The organism is Thermocatellispora tengchongensis, from assembly GCF_014202315.1.
GTDB classification, from domain to species: Bacteria; Actinomycetota; Actinomycetes; order Streptosporangiales; family Streptosporangiaceae; genus Thermocatellispora; species Thermocatellispora tengchongensis.
Window position 1 is genome coordinate 1 of record NZ_JACHGN010000031.1, and the last position, 19,755, is coordinate 19,755.

General features: G+C 75.9%; 11 protein-coding genes and 1 pseudogene. 7 read left to right on the top strand and 5 right to left on the bottom strand.

What is annotated here, in order from left to right:
- From HNP84_RS45785 to HNP84_RS45815, 7 genes and pseudogenes are all read left to right on the top strand, one after another.
- Window positions 1–86, top strand: a pseudogene (locus tag HNP84_RS45785) (IS5/IS1182 family transposase); the annotation flags it as partial.
- 12 nt (window positions 87–98) lie between these two features.
- Window positions 99–2,492 carry a glycoside hydrolase family 2 protein gene (locus tag HNP84_RS45790; protein ID WP_185056411.1) on the top strand — a complete coding sequence of 798 codons (2,394 nt, stop codon included), beginning with the start codon at window positions 99–101 and terminating at the stop codon, window positions 2,490–2,492.
- Window positions 2,493–2,499: 7 nt separating this feature from the next.
- Window positions 2,500–4,293, top strand: coding sequence for a DUF8769 domain-containing protein (locus tag HNP84_RS45795; RefSeq protein ID WP_185056412.1), 1,794 nt, complete (start codon window positions 2,500–2,502; stop codon window positions 4,291–4,293).
- A gap of 20 nt (window positions 4,294–4,313) precedes the next feature.
- Window positions 4,314–4,634 (top strand): helix-turn-helix domain-containing protein, encoded by a 321-nt coding sequence (locus tag HNP84_RS55655; RefSeq protein ID WP_221337599.1) that lies wholly within the window; start codon window positions 4,314–4,316, stop codon window positions 4,632–4,634.
- 42 nt (window positions 4,635–4,676) lie between these two features.
- Window positions 4,677–5,480: a carboxypeptidase-like regulatory domain-containing protein gene (locus HNP84_RS45805; protein ID WP_185056413.1), complete on the top strand. Its 804-nt coding sequence runs from the start codon at window positions 4,677–4,679 to the stop codon at window positions 5,478–5,480.
- 160 nt (window positions 5,481–5,640) lie between these two features.
- A complete protein-coding gene (locus tag HNP84_RS45810) occupies window positions 5,641–7,104 on the top strand; it encodes an aldehyde dehydrogenase family protein (protein ID WP_185056414.1) in 1,464 nt (487 codons plus the stop codon).
- Between the two features lie 239 nt (window positions 7,105–7,343).
- A complete protein-coding gene (locus HNP84_RS45815) occupies window positions 7,344–7,541 on the top strand; it encodes a hypothetical protein (RefSeq protein ID WP_185056415.1) in 198 nt (65 codons plus the stop codon).
- A gap of 46 nt (window positions 7,542–7,587) precedes the next feature.
- Here the strand turns inward: HNP84_RS45815 and HNP84_RS45820 are convergent, their stop codons facing one another.
- The 5 genes from HNP84_RS45820 to HNP84_RS45840 are packed head-to-tail and all read right to left on the bottom strand — an operon-like array spanning window position 7,588 to window position 19,705.
- The gene (locus tag HNP84_RS45820) at window positions 7,588–8,502 is read right to left on the bottom strand and encodes an alpha/beta fold hydrolase (protein WP_185056416.1); all 915 of its coding nucleotides are present in this window, start codon (window positions 8,500–8,502) and stop codon (window positions 7,588–7,590) included.
- A complete protein-coding gene (locus tag HNP84_RS45825; RefSeq protein WP_185056417.1) occupies window positions 8,499–9,491 on the bottom strand; it encodes an NAD-dependent epimerase/dehydratase family protein in 993 nt (330 codons plus the stop codon). Before HNP84_RS45825 ends, HNP84_RS45820 begins: the two co-directional genes overlap by 4 nt.
- Complete coding sequence (locus HNP84_RS45830; RefSeq protein ID WP_185056418.1) at window positions 9,488–11,188, bottom strand: fatty acid CoA ligase family protein; 1,701 nt, start codon at window positions 11,186–11,188, stop codon at window positions 9,488–9,490. The genes HNP84_RS45825 and HNP84_RS45830 overlap by 4 nt, the downstream gene beginning before the upstream one ends.
- A gap of 4 nt (window positions 11,189–11,192) precedes the next feature.
- On the bottom strand, window positions 11,193–12,212 hold the full coding sequence (locus HNP84_RS45835; RefSeq protein ID WP_185056419.1) for a 3-oxoacyl-ACP synthase III family protein: 1,020 nt from the start codon (window positions 12,210–12,212) through the stop codon (window positions 11,193–11,195).
- Window positions 12,209–19,705 (bottom strand): type I polyketide synthase, encoded by a 7,497-nt coding sequence (locus HNP84_RS45840; RefSeq protein ID WP_185056420.1) that lies wholly within the window; start codon window positions 19,703–19,705, stop codon window positions 12,209–12,211. Before HNP84_RS45840 ends, HNP84_RS45835 begins: the two co-directional genes overlap by 4 nt.
- Window positions 19,706–19,755: the final 50 nt, after the last annotated feature.

Here is a 19,755-nt window from a genome sequence, read left to right on the forward strand (position 1 = left end):
TGCGCTGCTGCCCGCACCGCGCCACCACGATCGTGCAGGCCATCCTCGTCCTGCAGCTCATCGAAGAAGGTCGCTACTCAGGATGAAAAGTGCTCCATGTGAGTGCGCACCGCCCGCTGGATCGCGGCTGGACCGTGACCGCGGTCTCGGCCGAGCCGCCCATCGACGGAGTGCCCGCCACCGTCCCCGGCTGCGTGCATACCGACCTGTTCGCGGCCGGCCTCATCGACGACCCCTACCTCGACGACAACGAGGACCGGCTGACCTGGATCGGCCGCACGGAGTGGCGGTACGAGACCGAGTTCACCGCGCCCGCGGACGGCCACGACCGGGCGGACCTGGTGTTCCACGGGCTGGACACGGTCGCCACGGTGATCCTCAACGGAGCCGAGATCGGGACCACGGCCAACATGCACCGGACCTACCGCTTCCCGGTGCGCGAGCTGCTGCGCCCCGGCCGCAACACGCTGGCCGTGCACTTCGCGTCGCCCTACGCGTACGCCGAGCGCTGGCGCGACGCGCTCGGCGACCGCCCCGGCCCCTATCCCGAGCCCTACCCCTTCATCCGCAAGATGGCCTGCAACTTCGGCTGGGACTGGGGCCCCACCCTGGTCACCTCCGGCATCTGGCGGCCGGTCACCCTGCACACCTGGACGACCGCCCGGCTCGCCCAGGTCCGCCCGGAGGTCACCCTCGACGGGCGCGACGGCCTGGTGCGGGTGCACGTGACGGTGGAACGCGCCGCGACCGGCACACCGCTCACCCTGACCGCACAGGTGGCCGGCGCGTCCGTTGCGGCCTGGCTCGGGCCGGACGAGCACGAGGCCGTGCTGGAACTGCGGGTGCCGGAGCCGGCCCGATGGTGGCCGCGCGGGTACGGCGAGCAGGCGCTGCACCAGCTCACCGTGCGCCTGGCGGAGACCGGGGAGACCTGGCGGCGCAAGGTGGGCTTCCGCTCGATCCGCCTGGACACCGCGCCCGACCCGGCGGGCGGCTCGGCCTTCACCCTCGTCGTCAACGACGTGCCGGTGTTCGTGCGCGGCGCCAACTGGATACCTGACGACTGCTTCCCGTCCCGGGTGACCCGCGACCGGCTGGCCCGGCGGTTCCGCCAGGCGTGCGACGCCAACGTGAACCTGCTGCGGGTGTGGGGCGGCGGCCTGTACGAGAGCGACGACTTCTACGACCTCGCCGACGAACTCGGCCTGCTGGTCTTCCAGGACTTCCCGTTCGCCTGCGCCGCCTACCCCGAGGAGGAGCCGATCGGCTCGGAGGTGGCGGCCGAGGCCCGCGAGCAGGTGGTCCGCCTGGCGCCGCACCCGAGCCTGGCGCTGTGGATCGGCAACAACGAGAACTTCATGGGCTACGCCGACTGGGGCTGGCGGGAACCGCTGGCCGGCCGCACCTGGGGCAGCGCCTACTACCTGGACCTGCTGCCGCGCGTCGTCGCGGAGCTGGACCCGACGCGCCCGTACTGGCCGGGCACGCCGTACTCGGGCGACCCCGCCCGCCACCCCAACGCGCCCGAGCACGGCACCGTGCACATCTGGGACGTGTGGAACGAGCTGGACTACACGCACTACGCGACCTGGCGTCCGCGATTCGTCGCCGAGTTCGGCTTCCAGGGCCCGCCCGCCTACGCCACCCTGCGCCGGTCCGTGACCGCCGGCCCGCTCACCGCCGACTCCGCCCACCAGAAGGCGGAGGACGGCCAGGGCAAGCTGCTGCGCGGCCTGGGCGCGCACCTTCCGCGGCCCGCCACGTTCGACGACTGGCACTACTACACCCAGCTCAACCAGGCCAGGGCGGTCGTCTTCGGCGTCGAGCGGTTCCGCGCCCTCATGCCGTACTGCATGGGGACGATCGTCTGGCAGCTCAACGACTGCTGGCCGGTCACCTCCTGGGCGGCGGTGGACGGGGACGGCCGCCCCAAGCCCCTGTGGTACGCCCTGCGCCGCGCCTACGCCGACCGCCTGCTGACCGTGCAGGACGGCCACCTCGTCGTGATCAACGACGGCCCCGAGCCCTGGTCGGGCGATCTGGAACTGGTACGGTGCCGGCTCACCGGCGAGCCGGTGGCCAAGGAGTCGGCACGGGTGAGCGTGCCGCCGCGGGCCGTGGCACGCGTCCCGGTCACCGGGCTCGTCGCCTCCGCCGACCCGGCGGCCGAGCTGCTGCTGGCCACCCTGGAGGACGCGCGGCTCGTCCACTTCTTCGCCGAGGACACCGCCATCGCCTATCCTCCGGCCGCCTTCGACGCCGAGGCGCGGCGGGTGGCCGACGGCTACCGGGTCACCGTCAGCGCGCGTACGATCCTGCGGGACCTGGCCCTGTTCCCCGACCGGCTCGATTCCGACGCCACCGTGGACGACATGCTGGTCACCCTGCTGCCGGGGGAGCAGGCGGTCTTCCACGTGCGCAGCGCGCGCGACCTCGACCCCGCCGCGCTCACCTCCGCGCCCGTGCTGCGCTGCGTCAACGACGGAAAGTAGGGCGCCCATGCGATCCACCCCCACCCCCACCGCCGACACCGCCACCGACGACGCCGCCCACCTGGCCGCCTACGTGGCCGACCTGGACGCCCGTTACGACCCGGACGTCCGGATGCCCTGGTGCCATGCCACCGGCCCCGGCTACCACACCCGCGTCGCCGAAGGCGCCCGCGCCCACCAGACCAAGGAGGCGGCCGACTACGCCATCGCACTGCTGCGCCTGGGCCGCGCGGAGCGGGCCGGCGAGGTCCTGGACGCGCTGGTCGCCCTCCAGGTGACCGATCCGCTCGCGGCGCACTACGGAATCTGGGGCTGGTTCCTGGAGGAGCCCCCCGAGCGGATGGACCCGGCCGACTGGAACTGGGCCGACTTCATCGGGGTGCGGCTGGCGCAGGTGCTCGCCGGGCACGGCGACCGGCTCGCCCCCGGCCTGCGCGACCGGGTGCGTGCCGCGCTGCACCACGCCGCGATGGCGATCTTCCGCAGGAACGCCGACCCGGGTTACACCAACATCGCCGTGATGGGCGCGGTGACCGTCGCCGCGGCGGCGGAGATCCTGCACGCCGCCACCCCCGCCTCTCCCGGCCTCGGCCCCCTCGGCTCCGGCCTGCTGCTGGAGTACGCCCGGCGGCGGCTGCGCGCCGTCCTGACCCTGCACGACGAGGCGGGCGGGTTCACCGAGTACAACTCGCCCGCGTACGGGCGGGTGGTGCTGGAGGAACTGGAGCGGGCGGCGCTGATCGTGGCCGACCCCGAGTTCCGGGAGCTCGCCGAGCGGCTCCGGGAACGCACCTGGGCGGCGCTCGCGGCCCGCTTCCACCCGGCGACGGGCCAGCTCGCCGGCCCGATGAGCCGCGCCTACCACGACTGGATCCAGCCCGGCCTGGCCGGCTACCTCCGGGCCCAGACCGGCGCGGCGATCGTGGCCCGGGAGGAGCCCCGCGACGCCCCGCTCCTGGTGCCCCCGCTTCTGGTGCCCCCGCTCCCGTGCCCCCCGCACATCGCCGGCCGCTTCCGCGCCCTCCCCGAGGCGCCTTACACCGTACGCACCCGGTTCGGCTCCGAGACGACCGGCACCTCATGGCTCGACGAGGACGCCTGCCTGGGCTCGGCCGAGGAGGAGTTCGCCTGGGTCCAGCGCCGCCCGCTGCTCGGCTACTGGCGCACCCCCGACGACCCGGCCGTGGTGCTGCGCGCCCGGATGCTGCTGAACGGCCACGACCTGAGCGCCGCCTGGTGCCGCAACCACCAGGACGGCCCCCGCGTGCTGTCGGCCTGGTGGCTCAGCTACGACTCCGGCGACTTCCACCCCGCGCTCGACCGGCCCGCCGGCAGCGTCTTCCACGTCGCGGACCTGCGGCTGGTCGTCTCGCTGCGGGGCCGCGGAGTGTGGGCGCGCGAGCAGCGCGAGCAGCGCGAGCAGGGCGAGCCGGCCGCCGGCGTGCTCGCGCTGGGCGCCGGCGACCGGTACGCGGTCGTCCACACCGCGCCCGGCGAGTTCCTCGGCCGGACCGCGACCTGGCGAATCGTGGAAGAGGACGGCGAGGCCCGCGCCGAGCTCGTCCTGTACGCCGGCCCGCCCACCCCGGTCGACTTCCACCACGCCCGGCTGCGCGCCGCCTTCGCCCTGGAACTGCTCACCACCGGCACGCCACCCCGCACGGCCGTACTGACCGGCGAGGAGACCGGAAAGGAGACCGGCGAGGAGACGTGCGAGGCGACCGCGCCCGGCCGGATCCACTGGCGCTGGGACACCCTGACCGTCACCACCCCGCTCGACCCGACGCCCTTCGGCAGGTAGCGGCAGGGCGATCGGCCCGGATGAGTCCTTCCGCGGGTCGTGGTCAGGACGTCCAGGCCCGCACGCAGGCGGTGAAGTCCGTCGGCCGGCGGCCGAGGACCTGGTGGCTGATCCACGACCCGGCGCACCCCTGGACCGTCGCCCGTCTGGCGGGGAAGGTGGGCGCCTCACACGCCCGCTTCGCCCAGCGCTTCACCCGGCTGGTGGGCCGGCCGCCGATGGCCTACCTCACCGAGTGGCGCATCTGGCCGGCCGCCGACCTGCTCGCCCGGACCGACGCCACGATCGACGCCATCGCCCGCATGCGCGCCCGCCCCGGCCTGACAGTCGCGCACCACTGACGCCCAAGTGCGCTGCAAGCGGTGGTCCCTACCGTACGCCGGGTGCGAAGGCTGCTGATCACCGGGCTTCTGGTGTTGTCGTTGAGCGGGTGCGGGATCGTGACGCTGCAGGTGGGTGACGGGCAGGAGGGCGCGGTGAACGCCGGTCGTACGGGCGAGGCCGGGCAGGGCGACGGCGGCGCGCGCCTGGGCGAGGTGGAGCCGGGCGTGCTCAAGGGGCGGGTGGTGGACCAGGCCGGGCAGCCGATCGCCGGGGCGACGATCTTCGCGGACAATCAGCTCCTGTACAACTCCAACGCGATCGGGACGACCGACGCCGACGGCTACTACCGGGTGGAGACGCCCGGCTCGTTCACCTTCCACGCCAGCGGCCAGGTGAAGCGGCAACTGGACGGCCAGGAGTACGTCCTGGACCTGGAGCCGGACAGCGACGAGCCCTTCGCGGGCCCGACCGGCGCGATCAGGAACTTCACCTGGAAGCTCGCCGGCCCCAAGGCCAACGGCCAGGGGCACCACGGCGGGTCGGTGCTGTTCTACTTCGGGCTCGACGGGGCGAACTCCAACGTCTTCCTGGAGGACGAGAAGGTGACGCTCACCCTCGCCCCGGAGGGCCCGCTCATCGACGGGTCGGCGGGCGAGACGCTCAGCGTCCAGGCGCAGCGCACCCCCGACGGGTCCGGCGTCCAGGGCGTGCCGATCGGCCGCTACCGGATCACGGCGAGCTACGAGGGCAGCCCGCTGCGGATCAGGCTCCGCAACACCGGCGAGTACGCCTCGGAGGTCGTGGCCGGCTTCAGCGGCGTGGTCACGGGCGTGTACCAGATCGAGCTGGAGGTGACCCCGTAGCCGCCGTGCCGGCCGGATGACGTACCGCGGCTACGTCGGATGTCGCGGACGGGTCGGGCCGGATGTCCCGAGGACGGCGGCATGGGCCGATGTAGCGTGGCGCAACGGCACCAAGGCCGGGGCCGGCCGCGGCCCGGCGACGACCCCGAGGTGACAGCCGATGACGTCCCTGGACCACCTGCCCGAGATCAGGACCGAGCTCTACATCGACGGCGAGCCGCGCGGGGCCGACGACGCGCTGCAGGTGATCGACCCGGCCGACGGCGTCTCGGTGGTCGGCTACGCCGCCGCGGCCGACGCCAAGCAGGCCGCCTCGGCGGTCGCCGCGGCGCACCGCGCCTTCCCGGAGTGGGCGGCCCGTACGCCGCGCGAGCGCGCCGAGCTGCTGGCCGCCGCGCTGGCCCCGCTCGAGGCCGACCGCCCGGCCACCGCCGAGGTGCTGACCCGCGAGAACGGCAAGATCCGGATGGAGTCGCTGATCGACTCCGCCGTGTTCGAGCACCGCTGCCGCATGGTCATCGGCCTGGCCGGCGAGATCGGGGCGGTGACCACCCTGCCGGCGCCGCCGTACCGTACCGAGATCTCGCACCTGCCGCTGGGCGTGGTGACGATCATCGTGCCGTTCAACTGGCCGCCGGCGATCCTGGGGGCCTCGCTGCCGCAGGCGCTGCTGGCCGGCAACACGGTGGTGGTCAAGCCGCCGCCCACCGCGCCGCTGGCCACCGCGCGGACGGCGCGGCTGGTGGCCGAGGGCCTGCCCCCGGGCGTGCTCAACGTCGTCACCGGCGCCGACGCGGAGATCGGCGCGGCGCTGATCCAGGACGACCGGGTGAAGAAGGTCTGCTTCACCGGCAGCCCCGCCGGCGGCAGGCGGATCATGGCCATGGCCGCGGAGACCCTGACCCGCGTGACCCTGGAGCTGGGCGGCAACGACCCGGCGATCGTGCTCGCCGACGCGGTTCTCGACTCCGAGGCGATGCTGCGGCTGGCCGACTCCGCCTTCGCCTCCGCCGGTCAGATCTGCATGGCCACCAAGCGCCTGTACGTGCACCGCTCGCGCTACGACGAGGTGGTGGAGGGCCTGTCCGGGCTGCTCGACGCCACCCGCCTGGGCCACGGTCTGGCCCGCGGGGTGACGATGGGGCCGCTGCACAGCCCGCGGCAGCGGGACTACGTACGGGAGCTGCTGGACCAGGCCCGCGCCTGCGGCGCCGAGGTCCGCGAGTTCGGCCGGGCCGCCGACGGCGAGGACGTCTCCCGCGGCAACTTCCTGCGGCCGTCGCTGGTGCTCGACCCTCCGGACCACGCCCGCGTCGTGGTGGAGGAGCAGTTCGGCCCCACCCTGCCCATCCTGCCCTTCGACGACGAGGACGACGTCGTCGCCCGCGCCAACGACACCTGGGCGGGCCTGTGCTCCTCGGTCTGGACCGCCGACCCGGACCGGGCGGCCGCCATCGCCGGCCGGCTGCGCAGCGGCTACACCTTCGTCAACGCGCACGGCGCGGGCCACCTCGACGAGCGGGCCCCGTTCGGCGGCTTCGGCCACAGCGGCATGGGGCGAGAGCTGGGCATCGAGGGCATCCGCGAGTTCATGGACACCCACGCCGTCGGCTTCCCCGCCTGATCCTGGCCCGGACCTCCAGGGGCCCGGGCGGGGCGGCGGAAAACCCGTTGCCCCGCCCGTGACGGGCCCCGTAGTGTCGGGGCATGCGCATCTTTCCTTACTGACGGCGCCTGATCGGCCCACGCCGGCCGGTCCCGCCGCAGGCTTCGGCTTTTCGACCCGTCCGTTCAGACGCGGTGGCTGAGGCCCCGACCGGCACGCGATCCGCTGCCGCGTCGTCATGAGTAAGGAGAACGTGTATGCCCACCTATGTCGTCCCAGCGAGCCGCAAGGCGGCCAAGAAACACCGGACCGCCCCGGCGCAGGCGCCCGCCGATCCCGGTCAGCGCCCCGGTCTTCCCGAACGCCGGCTGCCGTCCGCGCCGCGCCGCATCCCGCTGCCGCCCACCCCGGTGCGGCGCACGCCGCCGCCGAGGCGGCTGCCCAAGGGCCGCTGAGACAGCGGCGGCTCCGACCTCCTGACCATCGTCTTCGCGGCGGTGGTCAGGAGGTCTCGCGCAGGAAGGCGCGCAGGGCGGGCACGAGGTGCTCGTGGGCGTCCTCCAGCACGTAGTGGCCGGCGCGGGGGTAGACGACGGTACGGGCGCCGGGCAGGCGCCGTCGCCACTCGGCGAGCATCGCGGGGTCGAAGACCGGGTCGCGCAGGCCCCACCCGATGAAGGCCGGACGGCCGGCGAACCGTTCCAGCGCCTTTCCCGTGGCGCGCAGGACGGGCCAGGCGGGATCGTCTGGGCGCAGCGGGATGTCGTGCACGAAGCGCTGGATGGCCAGGCGGTGCTCCGGACGGTCGTACGGGGCGAGGAACGCCGCGCGTACGGCGGCGGGCATGCGCCGGCGCACCCCGAGCGGGCGCCAGGTGGCGCCGCGGGCGAAGGCGTTGCGGCGGAACAGCCAGTCGCCGAGCCGGGTCTCGCGCAGCACCCACAGGGGCAGCCGCAGCGGCGGGCGGACCCGCCGGCCGTGCGGGCTGGGGAAGGCGGCGGTGTTGAGGATCACCAGGCGGGCGACCCGCTCGGGGTGACGGCAGGCCCATGCCATGCCGATCGGGCCGCCCCAGTCGTGCATGACCAGCGTCCAGCCGTGCGGCGGGGCGCCGTGGTGGGCGATGAGGTGGCCGGTCAGCGCGTCCAGATCGGCCACCCGGGCGGCGAGGGTGTAGGGGTAGCGGTCCGCGGCGGGCTTGTCCGACAGGCCCATGCCGATGTGGTCGGGCGCGATGCAGCGGAAGTCGTCGCGCAGCGCCAGGATCGGCCGCCGCCACAGGTAGCTCCAGGAGGGGTTGCCGTGCACGAACAGCAGCGGCGCCCCACCGCCCTCGTCCAGGTAGTGCTGGCGCAGCCCGCAGGCGTGGGCGAACCAGCGGGAGGTGAACGGGTAGCCGGGGTAGCGGGCCGTCATGAGGCGGCCCCCGCGAGGTGGGCGGTCAGGCGGGCCAGGCCCTCGGCGGTGCTCACCCGGGGGGCGTAGCCGAGGTCGTGCCGGGCGGCGGAGATGTCGAACCAGTGCGCGGTGGATGCCTGCTCCACCAGGAACCTGGTCAGCGGCGGCTCGCGGCGCAGCCCCAGCGCGCCGGCGACGCGGCAGCCGTCCTCCAGCAGCGCCGCCGCGAGCCGGGCCGCGCGAACCGGCAGCCGCCGCCGTACCGGTGGCGCGCCCGCCGCGGCCAGCAGCGCGTTCACCCACGTCCCGAACCCGCAGGGCTCCCCCTGGGTGATGAAGTACGCCCGCCCGCACAGCGGCGAGCCCGGCCCCAGCCGGTCCAGGGCCAGCACGTGGGCGTCGGCGGCGTTGTCGATGTAGACGGTGTCGATGGTCTTGTCGCGCCCGCCGATCAGCCACAGCCGGTGCCGGTTCGCCACCAGCCGGGGCAGGAAGTGCGGGTCGCCCGGCCCCCAGATCAGGTGCGGGCGCAGCGCGACCGCCGGCACCGTGCCCGCGGCGGCCAGCACGAGCCGTTCGGCCGCGGCCTTGGTGCGCGGGTAGGGCGCGGTGAAACCGCGGGCGTACGGGGCGGACTCGTCCACGCCCTCCAGGTCGCGCCCGTCGTGGACGACACTGGGGGACGAGGTGTGCACCAGTCGCGCGCCGGTGTGGGCGCAGGCGTCCAGCACGCTGCGGGTGCCGTCCACGTTGGTCTCCCAGTAGTCGCGCTCCGGCCCGTACGCGCCGGCCTTGGCCGCGCAGTGCACCACGACCTCGCACCCCTCGGCCGCGGCCCGCACCGCCGCCCGGTCGCGGATGTCGGCGAGGTGCTGGGTCACGCCCAGCGCGTCCAGTTCGGTGTGGCGGCGGCGTTGCAGGCTCCGCACGGTGTCGCCGCGGGCGGCCAGGCGGCGGCACACGGCCAGCCCGAGGAAGCCGCCGCCCCCGGTCACCAGGACCTTCACCGGCCGCCTCCCCGCAGCCTGCGCGCCGCCCACCCGGCCAGGACGCCGCGGCGGATCTTGCTGTTGTGCCGGGCGTCCACCGGGAAGGCGGGGTGGAACAGCACGTCGCGCAGCACGGCGGCGCGCGGGTGGCGGGCCGCCAGCTCCAGGACCCGGGCCCGTACGCCGGCGCGCCCGGCCCCGGGTTCGCGCTCCACCACCAGGACGGGACGCTGGGCGCCGGGCGGGCCCACGCCGACCAGGGCGGTGCGGCGCACCCCCGGCACCCCGGCGAAGAGCGTCTCGATGTGGTCGGGATACAGGTCGCCGCCTGCGGTGCGGACGCGTTCGGACACGCGGCCCGCGAACCACAGCCGCCCCCGCTCGTCGAAGTGGCCCAGGTCGCCCATGCGGTGCCAGACCCGCTCGCCGTCCGGAATCCTGGCCAGGGCGGTCGCGGCCGGATCGCCGAGGTAGGGGTCGCTGACCGCGGGAGAGCACACGGCGATCTCCCCGACGGCGCCGGGCGGCACGGCGAGGTCGTCGCGCCAGCGCGGGATCGGGCCGTCGGTGACCGCGATGACCCGCACCTCGGTGCCGGGCAGCGGCGCTCCCAGGCAGGTCCCGGCCGCCGTCGGCCCGGAGGCGCCGGTCTCGGCGCCCGGTTCGCCGTCTCCCATCGCCGAGGCCAGCTCGCGGCCCTCGATCGCGGCGACCGGCAGGCACTCGGTGGCGCCGTACACCGACACCACCCGCGCCCCCTCCGGCAGGCAGGCGCGCACGCGGCGCAGGGTCGGCAGCGGCAGGGGCGCCCCGGCCACCGCGACCTCGCGCAGGGGGTGCAGGACCACGCCGCGGCCGGCGCAGTGGCGGGCCAGCCGATCCAGCAGGGCGGGCGCGGCGAACATGCCCGCCACCTCGTAGCGCAGGATGTCGGCGGCCAGCGACGCCGGATCGGCGCGCATGGGGCGGCGCGGGTCCATGGCGGGGACCACCGCGGTCGCCCCGAGCGCCGCCGCGGCCAGGGCGAACGGGGCGAACGTGGACAGCACGGCGGTGCCCTCGCGGAAGACGCCGAGCCGGCCGAACAGGTCGAGCTGCGCGGTGAGGTGCCGGTGCCGCAGCGGCACCCCCTTGGGCGGGCCGGTGGCGCCGGAGGTGTAGGCGATCACGGCCAGGTCGTCCGGGGCGGGAGGCGGCCACCGCACCGCCGCCTTCTCCCCGCCCACCGTCCTGCGCAGGCCGTCGAGCGTCGGCCCCGGCCACAGCCGCCGCGGGCCGACCGTCACGCACACGCGGCTGCTGCGCCTGGCCCAGCCCAGGACCAGCCGGGCCGCCTGGGCGAGCGGGATGCCGAGGTACGCCTCGGGCGCGGCGGCGTTCAGGCAGCGCCGGACCGCGGCGTGCGGCAGCCCCGGATCGGCCAGCACGGGGACCGCGCCCAGCCGCAGCAGCGCGAGCGCGAGCACGCCCAGCTCCACACCGGGGAAGGCGAGCAGGACCGTGCGCATGCCCGGCCGTACGCCGGCGTGTGCCAGCGCCGCCACGGTGGCCTCCACCGAGCGCGCCACCTCCCGGTACGTGGCGGACCGCGGCGTGCGGCCCCCGACCTGGCAGGCCACCGCGCCGGGCCGCTCGCTCGCCCAACGGGCGGCCCGGACGACCAGCTCGCTCACCGCGGCCGGTGCGGCGGCGTCGTGCGGGGTGCCCGGCGTCATCGCCTCACCACCGCACCACGACGATGCCGGCGCTGAACCCGCTGGCCAGCCCGACCAGCGCGACCAGGTCGCCGCGCCGCACCCGGCCGGAGGCCACGGCCTGGGCGAGCTGGACGGGCAGCGTGGCGGCGACGAGGTTGCCGTGCTGGGGGATGGTGACCACCACCTTGTCCTTGGGGATCCCGGCGTGTTCGCAGAACTTCCACAACGCGGCCAGCGACGCCTGGTGCACGCACACGGCCGCGAAGTCGTCCCACGTCAGCCCGAGGTCGCCGAGGTGCTTGCGGAACACCGCGTAGTCGATGCCCTGGAGGGCGCGCACCAGGCCGGAGGCGCTGACGGTGAGCGGCCGCAGGACCGGCAGCGCGGGCGAGGGAGCGGTGGTGATGTTCAGCAGCGGCACCGTCGCCGCCTCCCACCCGGCCGAGTACGCGGCGAACCGGTGGCCGAGCACGCCGTGGTCCGTGCCCGCCTCCAGCAGCAGGGCGGCGCCGGCGTCGGAGACGGTGTAGGCGGCGGCGACGGTGAAGAACTCCTCGGCGTCGCTCAGCGTCCACGGCATGAAGGCGGTGGCCAGCTCGCCGCAGCACACCAGGACCCGCCGGTGGCGCCCGCCGGCGACGAGCGCGTCGGCCACCTGGATCCCGTTCAGCATCCCGTTGCAGGCGTTGCGCACGTCGAAGACCGGGCAGTCCGCGCCGAGCTTGGCGGCCACGACGTGCGCGGTCGCGGGCTCCAGGAGGTCCACCGTCACCCCCGCGTAGACGATCAGGTCCAGGTCGTGCGGCTGGAGGTCGTGGTCCTCCAGCAGCCGGCGGGCGGCGTGGACGGCCAGGTCCGACGGCTTCTCGTGCGGCGGGGCGATGTGCCGCCGCCGCACCCCGCTGCCGTTGTGGATCACGCCGCGGGGCAGCTCCAGCCCGGGGTTGCGCGCGGCGAGCAGGTCCTCCAGCTCGGCCGTGGTCATCGTGGTCTCCGGCAGGTGGGCGGCCACTCCGGCCAGCCGGGTGCGGATCGCGCTCATGAGGTCTCCGCGGCGTCGGTACGGCCGGCGGCCGTGGCCCGGGTCTGCAGGCCGAGGTGGACCAGCGCGGTGCGGGCGATGTCGGAGACCGTCCCCGCGCCGCGGATCAGCTCCATGGGCGGGATGTCCACGCCGAACCGGTGCCGCATGGACAGCAGCAGCTCGGTCGCCATGAGCGAGTCCAGCCCGTACTCGTCGAGCCGCCGGTCGGGCTCGATCTGGTCGGCCGGCGTCAGCATGACCGCGGACAGCAGCTCGGTGATCCGCGCGACGACGTACTCGTGCGCCTCCTCGCCGCTCATGGCCGCCAGCGCCGCCACCAGATCGGTCGGCTCGCCGTCCTGGTCGGCGCCGGGCGGCAGCACCCCCGCCAGCCAGGGCCGGCGCAGCCCGGGGAGGACCTGCCGCAGCCGGGCCCAGTCGCAGCGGCCGAGCATCGCCACGGTCACCCGCTCGGCGAGCATGTCGTCCACGGCGGCGAGCGCCTTGCCGGGGTCGATCGGCTCGATGCCCAGCCTGGCCAGGGCCTCGGCCTGGGTGCCCCGGCTCAGCACCCCGGTGCCGGCGAGCGCCCCGAGGGCGACCGCGAGCGCGGGCGCGCCCCGCGCGCGCCGGCGGCGGGCCAGCGCTTCGAGGTGGAGGTTCGCCGCGACGTACGGCGCCTGGCCGATGTTGCCGATGGTGGTCAGGGAAGAGTACAGGACGAACGACTCCAGGGGCAGGTCCGCGGTCAGCTCGTCCAGCACCAGCGCGCCGGCGACCTTGGGGCGCAGCACGGCGCGGATGCGGTCGTCGTCGAGGTCGGTCAGCGGGCGGTCGTCGAGGTGCATGGCCGCGTGCACGATGCCGCGCACCGGATGACCCTCGGCGTCCAGTTCGTCCAGGATGCGGCGCATGGCGGCGATGTCGGCGGCGTCGGCCGCGTACGCGCGTGCCCGCGCGCCCAGGCCGTCGAGCTCGGCGAGCAGCGCGGCGGCCTCCGGCGTGCCGGCCCCGCGCCGGCCGACGAGGGCCAGGTGGCGGACGCCGCGGCGGGCCAGGTGGCGGGCCGTGGCCGCGCCGAACCCGCTCAGGCCGCCGGTCACCAGGTACGTGGCGGCGGGGTCCGGTGAGGGCGGGACCGGCCGCGCCCGTGCCGTGACGGGCTCGTCGCGGGGGTCGAGGGAGATGACGATCTTGCCGACGTGCCGGGAGTGGCGCATCTGGGCGAAGGCGTCGGCGACGCGCTCGGCCGGGTACACCGTGTGCGGCAGGGGCCGCATGCCCTCGGCCATGGCCAGGGTCATGGCCGCCACGTGTCCGGCCATCAGGGCCGGGTCCTTCCACATCAGCGTGCCCACGTCCACGCCGAAGAAGGCGATGTTGTCCCCGAAGGGGCGCAACCGCACGTGCCGGCCCTCGAAGATGTCGCGCTTGCCCAGCTCCACGAACCGGCCGCCGTGCCGCAGGCACTCCAGGCCACGGGTGATGGCCTCACCCGCCAGGGAGTTGAGCACGACGTCCACGCCCCGGCCCCCGGTCAGCTCCCTGACCCGCTCCCCGAAGCGCATGCTCCGCGAGTCGAGGACGTGGTCGGCCCCCATCGCGCGCAGCAGGTCGCGCTTGGCCGGGCTGCCGGCGGTGGCGATCACCCGGGCGCCGGCGAACCGGGCGTACTCCAGCGCGGCCATGCCCACGCCGCCCGCACCGCCGTGCACCAGCACCGTCTCGCCCGCCTTGAGCCGCGCGCAGTGGTGCAGCGAGTGGTACACGGTGGCGTACGCCATCGGCAGCGTCGCCGCCTGGGCGAAGGACATGCGCTCGGGGATCGCGGTGGCGGCCCACTCCTCGATCACCGCGTGGCTGCCGAACCCGACCGGCCCCGCGGCGGCGACCCGGTCGCCGGGCCGCAGCCGGGTCACGCCCGGCCCCACGGCGGTGACGATCCCGGCGCACTCCAGGCCGAGCTCGTGCCCGCCGAAGACCGCCTCGATCGCGTCCGTCGGCAGCAGGTTGACCGCGCGCATCACGTCGCGGTAGTTCAGCCCGATGGCCCGCACCTCGACCAGCGCCTGCCCCGGGCCGGGCTCGGGCACCTCCGCCCGCTCCCACTCCAAGCCGTAGGCCAGGCCGGGGTCGCGCACCACGAGCCGGTACGCGCCGCCCTCGGGCACCGGGCCCGCGGGCTCGCCGGAATCCACCAGGCGCGGCACGAAACGTCCCCGGCGGGTCAGCAGGATCTCGTCCTCCTCGCCGGGCGCCAGCAGCTCGGCGGCCAGCCGGGCGGCGTCGTGCCCGTCGTCGCCGGTGCGGTGCAGGCACACCCGGCGTACGCCGATGCGCGGCTGCTCGTTGCCCAGCGAGCGCGCGGCTCCCCACACGGCCGCGTCCTCCGGACGCACCGGCACGCCGGCCGGGGCGGGCTCGGGCAGGGCGCCGCAGGGCCGCGTCACCAGCCACAGCGAGACCGGAAGCTCCTGCGGGAACCGCTCGCAGGCCAGCGCGACGGCCCGCAGCGCCGCCGTCCGCCGCGTGACCAGCTCGACGGCGGCCTCCGGCCCGGGGTCGTCCTCCGCGTCCAGGATGAGCGCGAAGGCGACCGACGCGGCCCCGGGGGGAACCCGGTCGGCCCATTCGTCCGGCTCGTCGCCGAACGAGGCCCGGGACACCGTGCCGCCGCGCTCCTCCAGCAGCGCGCCGAGCGCGGCGGCGAGCGGGCCGCCCGGGTCCTCGCCGGCCACGATCCAGGCGCCGCCCGCCTCCGTCCGGGGCGGCGTCTCGGGCGGCGGTTCCGACGGCGGTCCGGACGGGGCGGCTCCGGCCGAGGTGGCCAGCAGGACCGAGAAGTCGCCGGCGCCCGGCTCGTCCTCGGGGCCGATCTGGACGATCTCGGTGTAGCCGGTCTCGGCCAGCAGCCCCGGCCACCGTTCGCCGGGCAGCAGCGGCGAGTCCGGCCGCAGGTCGTGGTCGTCGAAGTCCCAGAACTCCGCGGTCAGGCCCGAAAGCGGCAGCAGGGGCCCGATCCGGTGCGGCTCGGCGACCAGCAGCTTGCCGCCCGGGGCGAGGAGGGCGTGCAGGCGGCGCAGCGCGGCGGCCAGATCGCGGGTCAGGTGCAGGCACCCCGCCGCCACGACCAGGTCGTGGCCGCCCGCCTGGCCCTGCTCGGCCGGGTCGGCGTCCAGGTCGAGCACGGCGTAGTCCACGAAGTCGTACCCGGAGAAGCGCTGCCGCAGCCGGGCGAGCGCCGGCTCGGCGGCGTCGGTGACCGTGTAGCGGGTGCGGCCGGCGGGCAGGACCGGCAGCAGCGCGGCGGTCGCCCCGCCCACGCCCGCGCCCACCTCCAGCACCCGCAGCGGCCGGTCGTCCGGCCAGCCCGCGGCGATCCGCTCCACCAGCGCCCGCGCCATCCGGTACGCGGCCAGCTCGGCCGGGCCGGCGTCGTGGAACTGCTCCATCAGCTCGCCGGCGCCGCCGGCCGCCAGCACGTCGGAGGCCGTGCACTCGCCCCGCAGCAGCTCGGGCAGGCGCAGGCAGGCCCGTACCGCCAGGGCCGTCTGGGGCGCGCAGGAGGCCCCGGCGTCGAGCAGGCCGCGGAACAGCCCGTCCGGGGGCGGCCCGGCGGGACGCTCCAGCAGGCCGTACCGCTCCAGCAGGGGCAGCGCCGCGCGCACCATCCTGCGGTGGTGCGGCTCCCGGCACGCGCCCGCCGGGTCCTCGGCGGCGAGGTCCCGGATCGGTCCCGGGGTCAGCTCGGCCAGGGCGGCGGCCAGGGTACGGGCGAAGGTCTCCTCCAGGCGCTCCGCGTACGCCGCGTGATCCAGCTCGCGCCAGGCCGACCGCACGCTCGCGAGCCGATCGCCCGCCTCCGCGCGGATCTCGGCCGGGGCCGCCCCGGGCCAGGGCGCGGCGGGCTCGCCGGGGCGCGGCGCCGCGCGCAGCTCGACGTGGTAGCGGCGGACGGGCGTGGTGAGACGGCCGGGCATCCGGCGTAGCCGGCAGCCCTCCATCTCGGCCGCGACCCGGCCGTCCGCGCCGGCCACCGTGATGTCCCAGCACACCTCGCCCGCGGTGCGGGAACGCTCCCGGACCAGCACCAGGCCGTCGGGATCGGGCGTCCGCCACAGCCGGACCGATCCGATCGCCGCCGGCATGTACCCCACGCCCGAGCGCAGCTCCTCCACCAGCCACAACACCCCGGCCTGCAACGCGCTGTCCAGGATCACCGGATGCGCTTGGTAGCGGTCGTCGCGCTCGGGGCAGGAGTAGGCGCCCAGGATCTCGCCCTCGCCCTTCCACAGCCCGGTCAGCACCTGGAACGCCGGGCCCCAGGCCATCATCCCCTCGGTGGCACGCGCGTAGTAGCCGGGCACGTCCACGGGGGTGGCGATGCGGGCGCGCAGCGCGGCCACGTCCAGCGGCGGCGGCGCCTGGCGCAGTAGCGGCCGGACCCGCCCCCGGAAGTGCTCCCGGACGTGCTGCCCCCGCAGCGTCGTGCTCGCCACCGTGATCACCCCGGTCTCGGCGGACAGCGAGGTCTGCAGGCACGCCGGCTCCGCGCTCGGCCCCGGCACCACCAGCGCCCTGCTGATGGCCACCTGGTCCACCTCCACCGCCCCGCCGGCCTCCGGCATGGCCAGGCGCCCGGCGGCCAGCGCCATGTCCACGTACCCGGTCGCGGGCATCACGGCCGCGCCGCCGGCCCGGTGGTCGGTGACCCAGGGCGCCCGCACCCGGTCGAGCTCCCCGTGCCAGGAGGGATCGAGCGTCGGCAGGCGCTGCCCCAGCAGGGGGTGCTCGATCGCCGGATCGCCGATGGAGTGCGCCCACGCCAGCGGGCCGCCGTTCCAGTGCCGCAGCCGCTGCCAGGGGTAGGCGGGCAGGCCGCGCACCGCGCCGGGACGGGGGAAGCAGCGCTCCCAGTCGAGATCCCCGCCCGCCGCGACGACCTCGGCGACCGCCGCCCGGACCCGCGCCGGTCCCGGTTCGGCCCGGCGCAGCGTGGGGACGACGGCGGCGCGGACGCGCGCCGCCCCGCTGAGGCGGCGCAGGTAGGAGCCCAGCACCGGATGCGGGCCCACCTCCACCAGCACGTCGAACCCGTCGGCGAGCAGCCGCTCCACCGCGGCGGCGAACCGCACCGGCCGGCGTACGTTGCGCCACCAGTACGCCGCGTCCAGCTCCTCGCCCCGCACCACCTCGCCGGTGACCGTGGAGACCATGGACAGGCGCGCCCGCGAGGGCCGCAGGCCCGCCAGCGCCTGGCACAGCGGCTCCCGGATCGGGTCCATGGCGGCGCTGTGGAAGGGGTAGTCCACGTCCAGCTCGCGGAAGAACACATCCCGCCCCGCCAGGTCCTCGCCCAGCAGCTTGAGCGAGCCGCGCGGCCCCGCCACCGTCACGTCGCGTCCGGAGTTCACCGCCGCCACCTCGACCTGCGGGTAGTCCTGCACCACCTGCCTCGCGGCGGCCTCGGGCAGGCCCACGGCGGCCATCCGGCCCTGCCCGCGCGTCACCGCCTGCGCCAGGCCGCGCTCGGCGATCACCTGGGCCGCCTGCGGCAGCGACAGCGCCCCCGCCGCGTACGCCGCCGCCACCTCGCCCACGCTGTGCCCCGCCACCGCGCCCGGCCGCACCCCCGCCGCCAGAAGCATCTCCACCAGGCCGGCCTGGACGGCGAACAGCAGCGGCTGGGCCACCTCGGTCGCCGACAGCCGCCACTGGCGGGGCGGCAGCGCCAGCTCCTCCAGCACCGACCAGCCCAGCCGCGGGGTCAGCTCGGCGTCCACCGCCTCCACCGCCCGCCGGAACGGCTCCTCGGCCAGCAGGTCGGCGCCCATCCCGGCCCACTGTGACCCGTTGCCGCAGAACACCAGCGCCACCCGCCCCCGCTCGACCGCCTCCCCGGTCGCCGCGCGCTCCGCGCCCTCCGGCCCGTCCGCCGCGCCCACGCGGGCGAGCGCCTCGGCCGCCTGGGCGGGCGACCCGGCCAGGACCACGGCGCGATGCCGGTGCACGGCCCGGCGCCGCGCGGCGGTGTAGGCCAGGTCGTAGAAGTCCCGCTCGCCCGCCTCCGCCAGATGCGCCGCGGCGCGCCCGGCGGCCTCGGCCAGCGCCTCCGGGCTCCGCGCCGACACCACGAACGGCAGCGGACCCCCGGGCCCGGGACCGGGGGAGGGGACGCGCGGGGGAGGGGCGGCCACGGCCACGTGCACGTTGGCACCGCCGAACCCGAAGGAGTTCACCCCCACGACCGCCCGCGCGCCCGTCTCGCCGATCCCGCGCAGGGGCCGGGGTTCGGTGACGACGCTCAGCCCCAGGCCGTCGAAGTCGATCGCCGGATTGAGCGTCTCGGCGTGCAGGGACGCCGGGATCATCCGGTGCCGGAGCACCAGCAGCGCCTTGAACAGGCCCGGCATGCCCGAGGCCGGCTCCAGATGCCCCAGGTTGGACTTGACGGACCCGATCGGCAGCGGCCCGCACGTACGCCCGGCGCCGAGCGCCCGGCCCAGCGCCCGGCACTCGGCCGGGTCGCCCGCCTGCGTGCCCGTGCCGTGGGCCTCCACGTAGACGACCTCGTCGGGGGCGATCCCGGCCTCGTCGTACACCCGGCGCAGCAGCGCCTCCTGCGCCTCGGCGTTCGGCAGGGCCAGCCCCATCGTCCGGCCGTCGTTGTTGGCGGCGGCGCCCACGATCACCCCGTGCACGCGGTCGCCGTCCGCCAGCGCGTCGGCGAGCCGCTTGAGCACCACCACCCCGCCGCCCTCGGCCCGTACGAAGCCGTCGGCCCCGGCGGAGAAGGCGCGGCACCGGCCGGTCGGCGACAGCATCGACGCCTGGCTGAACCCGACGTACCCGATCGGGCTGAGCAGGACGTTGACCCCGCCGGCCAGCACCACCCCGCAGGACCCGTCGGCCAGCGCCCGGCAGGCCCGCTCGACCGCCTGCAGCGAGGACGAGCACGCCGTGTCGATGCTCATGCTCGGCCCGCGCAGGTCGAAGACGTACGACAGCCGGTTGGCCGCAATCGACAGCGCCATCCCCGACATCGTGTACGGCCCGATGGAACCGGGCTCCAGCGCCTGGAGCAAGCCGTAGGAGGGGTCGGAGATCCCGACGAACACCCCGGTGTCCGATCCGGCGAGCGTCGCCGGATCGATCCCCGCGTCGTCGAACGCCTCGGCCGCCATCTCCAGCAGCAGCCGCTGCTGGGGGTCCATGGACGCCGCCTCCTTGGGCGAGATCCCGAAGTACGCGGCGTCGAAGCCGGCGACGTCGTGGAGGAAGCCGCCCGCCCGCGTGTAGCTCCGGTCGGCCCTCGGGATGCTCTCATCGACGTACCGGTCGGCCTCGAAACGGTCGGGCGGCACGCTCCCGACCAGGTCGTCCCCGCGCGCCAGGGCCTGCCACAGCCCGTCCAGGTCCTCGATCCCGCCCGGCAGCCGGCACCCCACCCCGACCACCGCCACCGCCGTCCGCGGCCACGCCCGCCGCTCCGCTCCCACGCCTACGCTCATATGCCGCCTTTCCACTCGTTCCGGCAGCACCATGGCATCACAGCCGTACG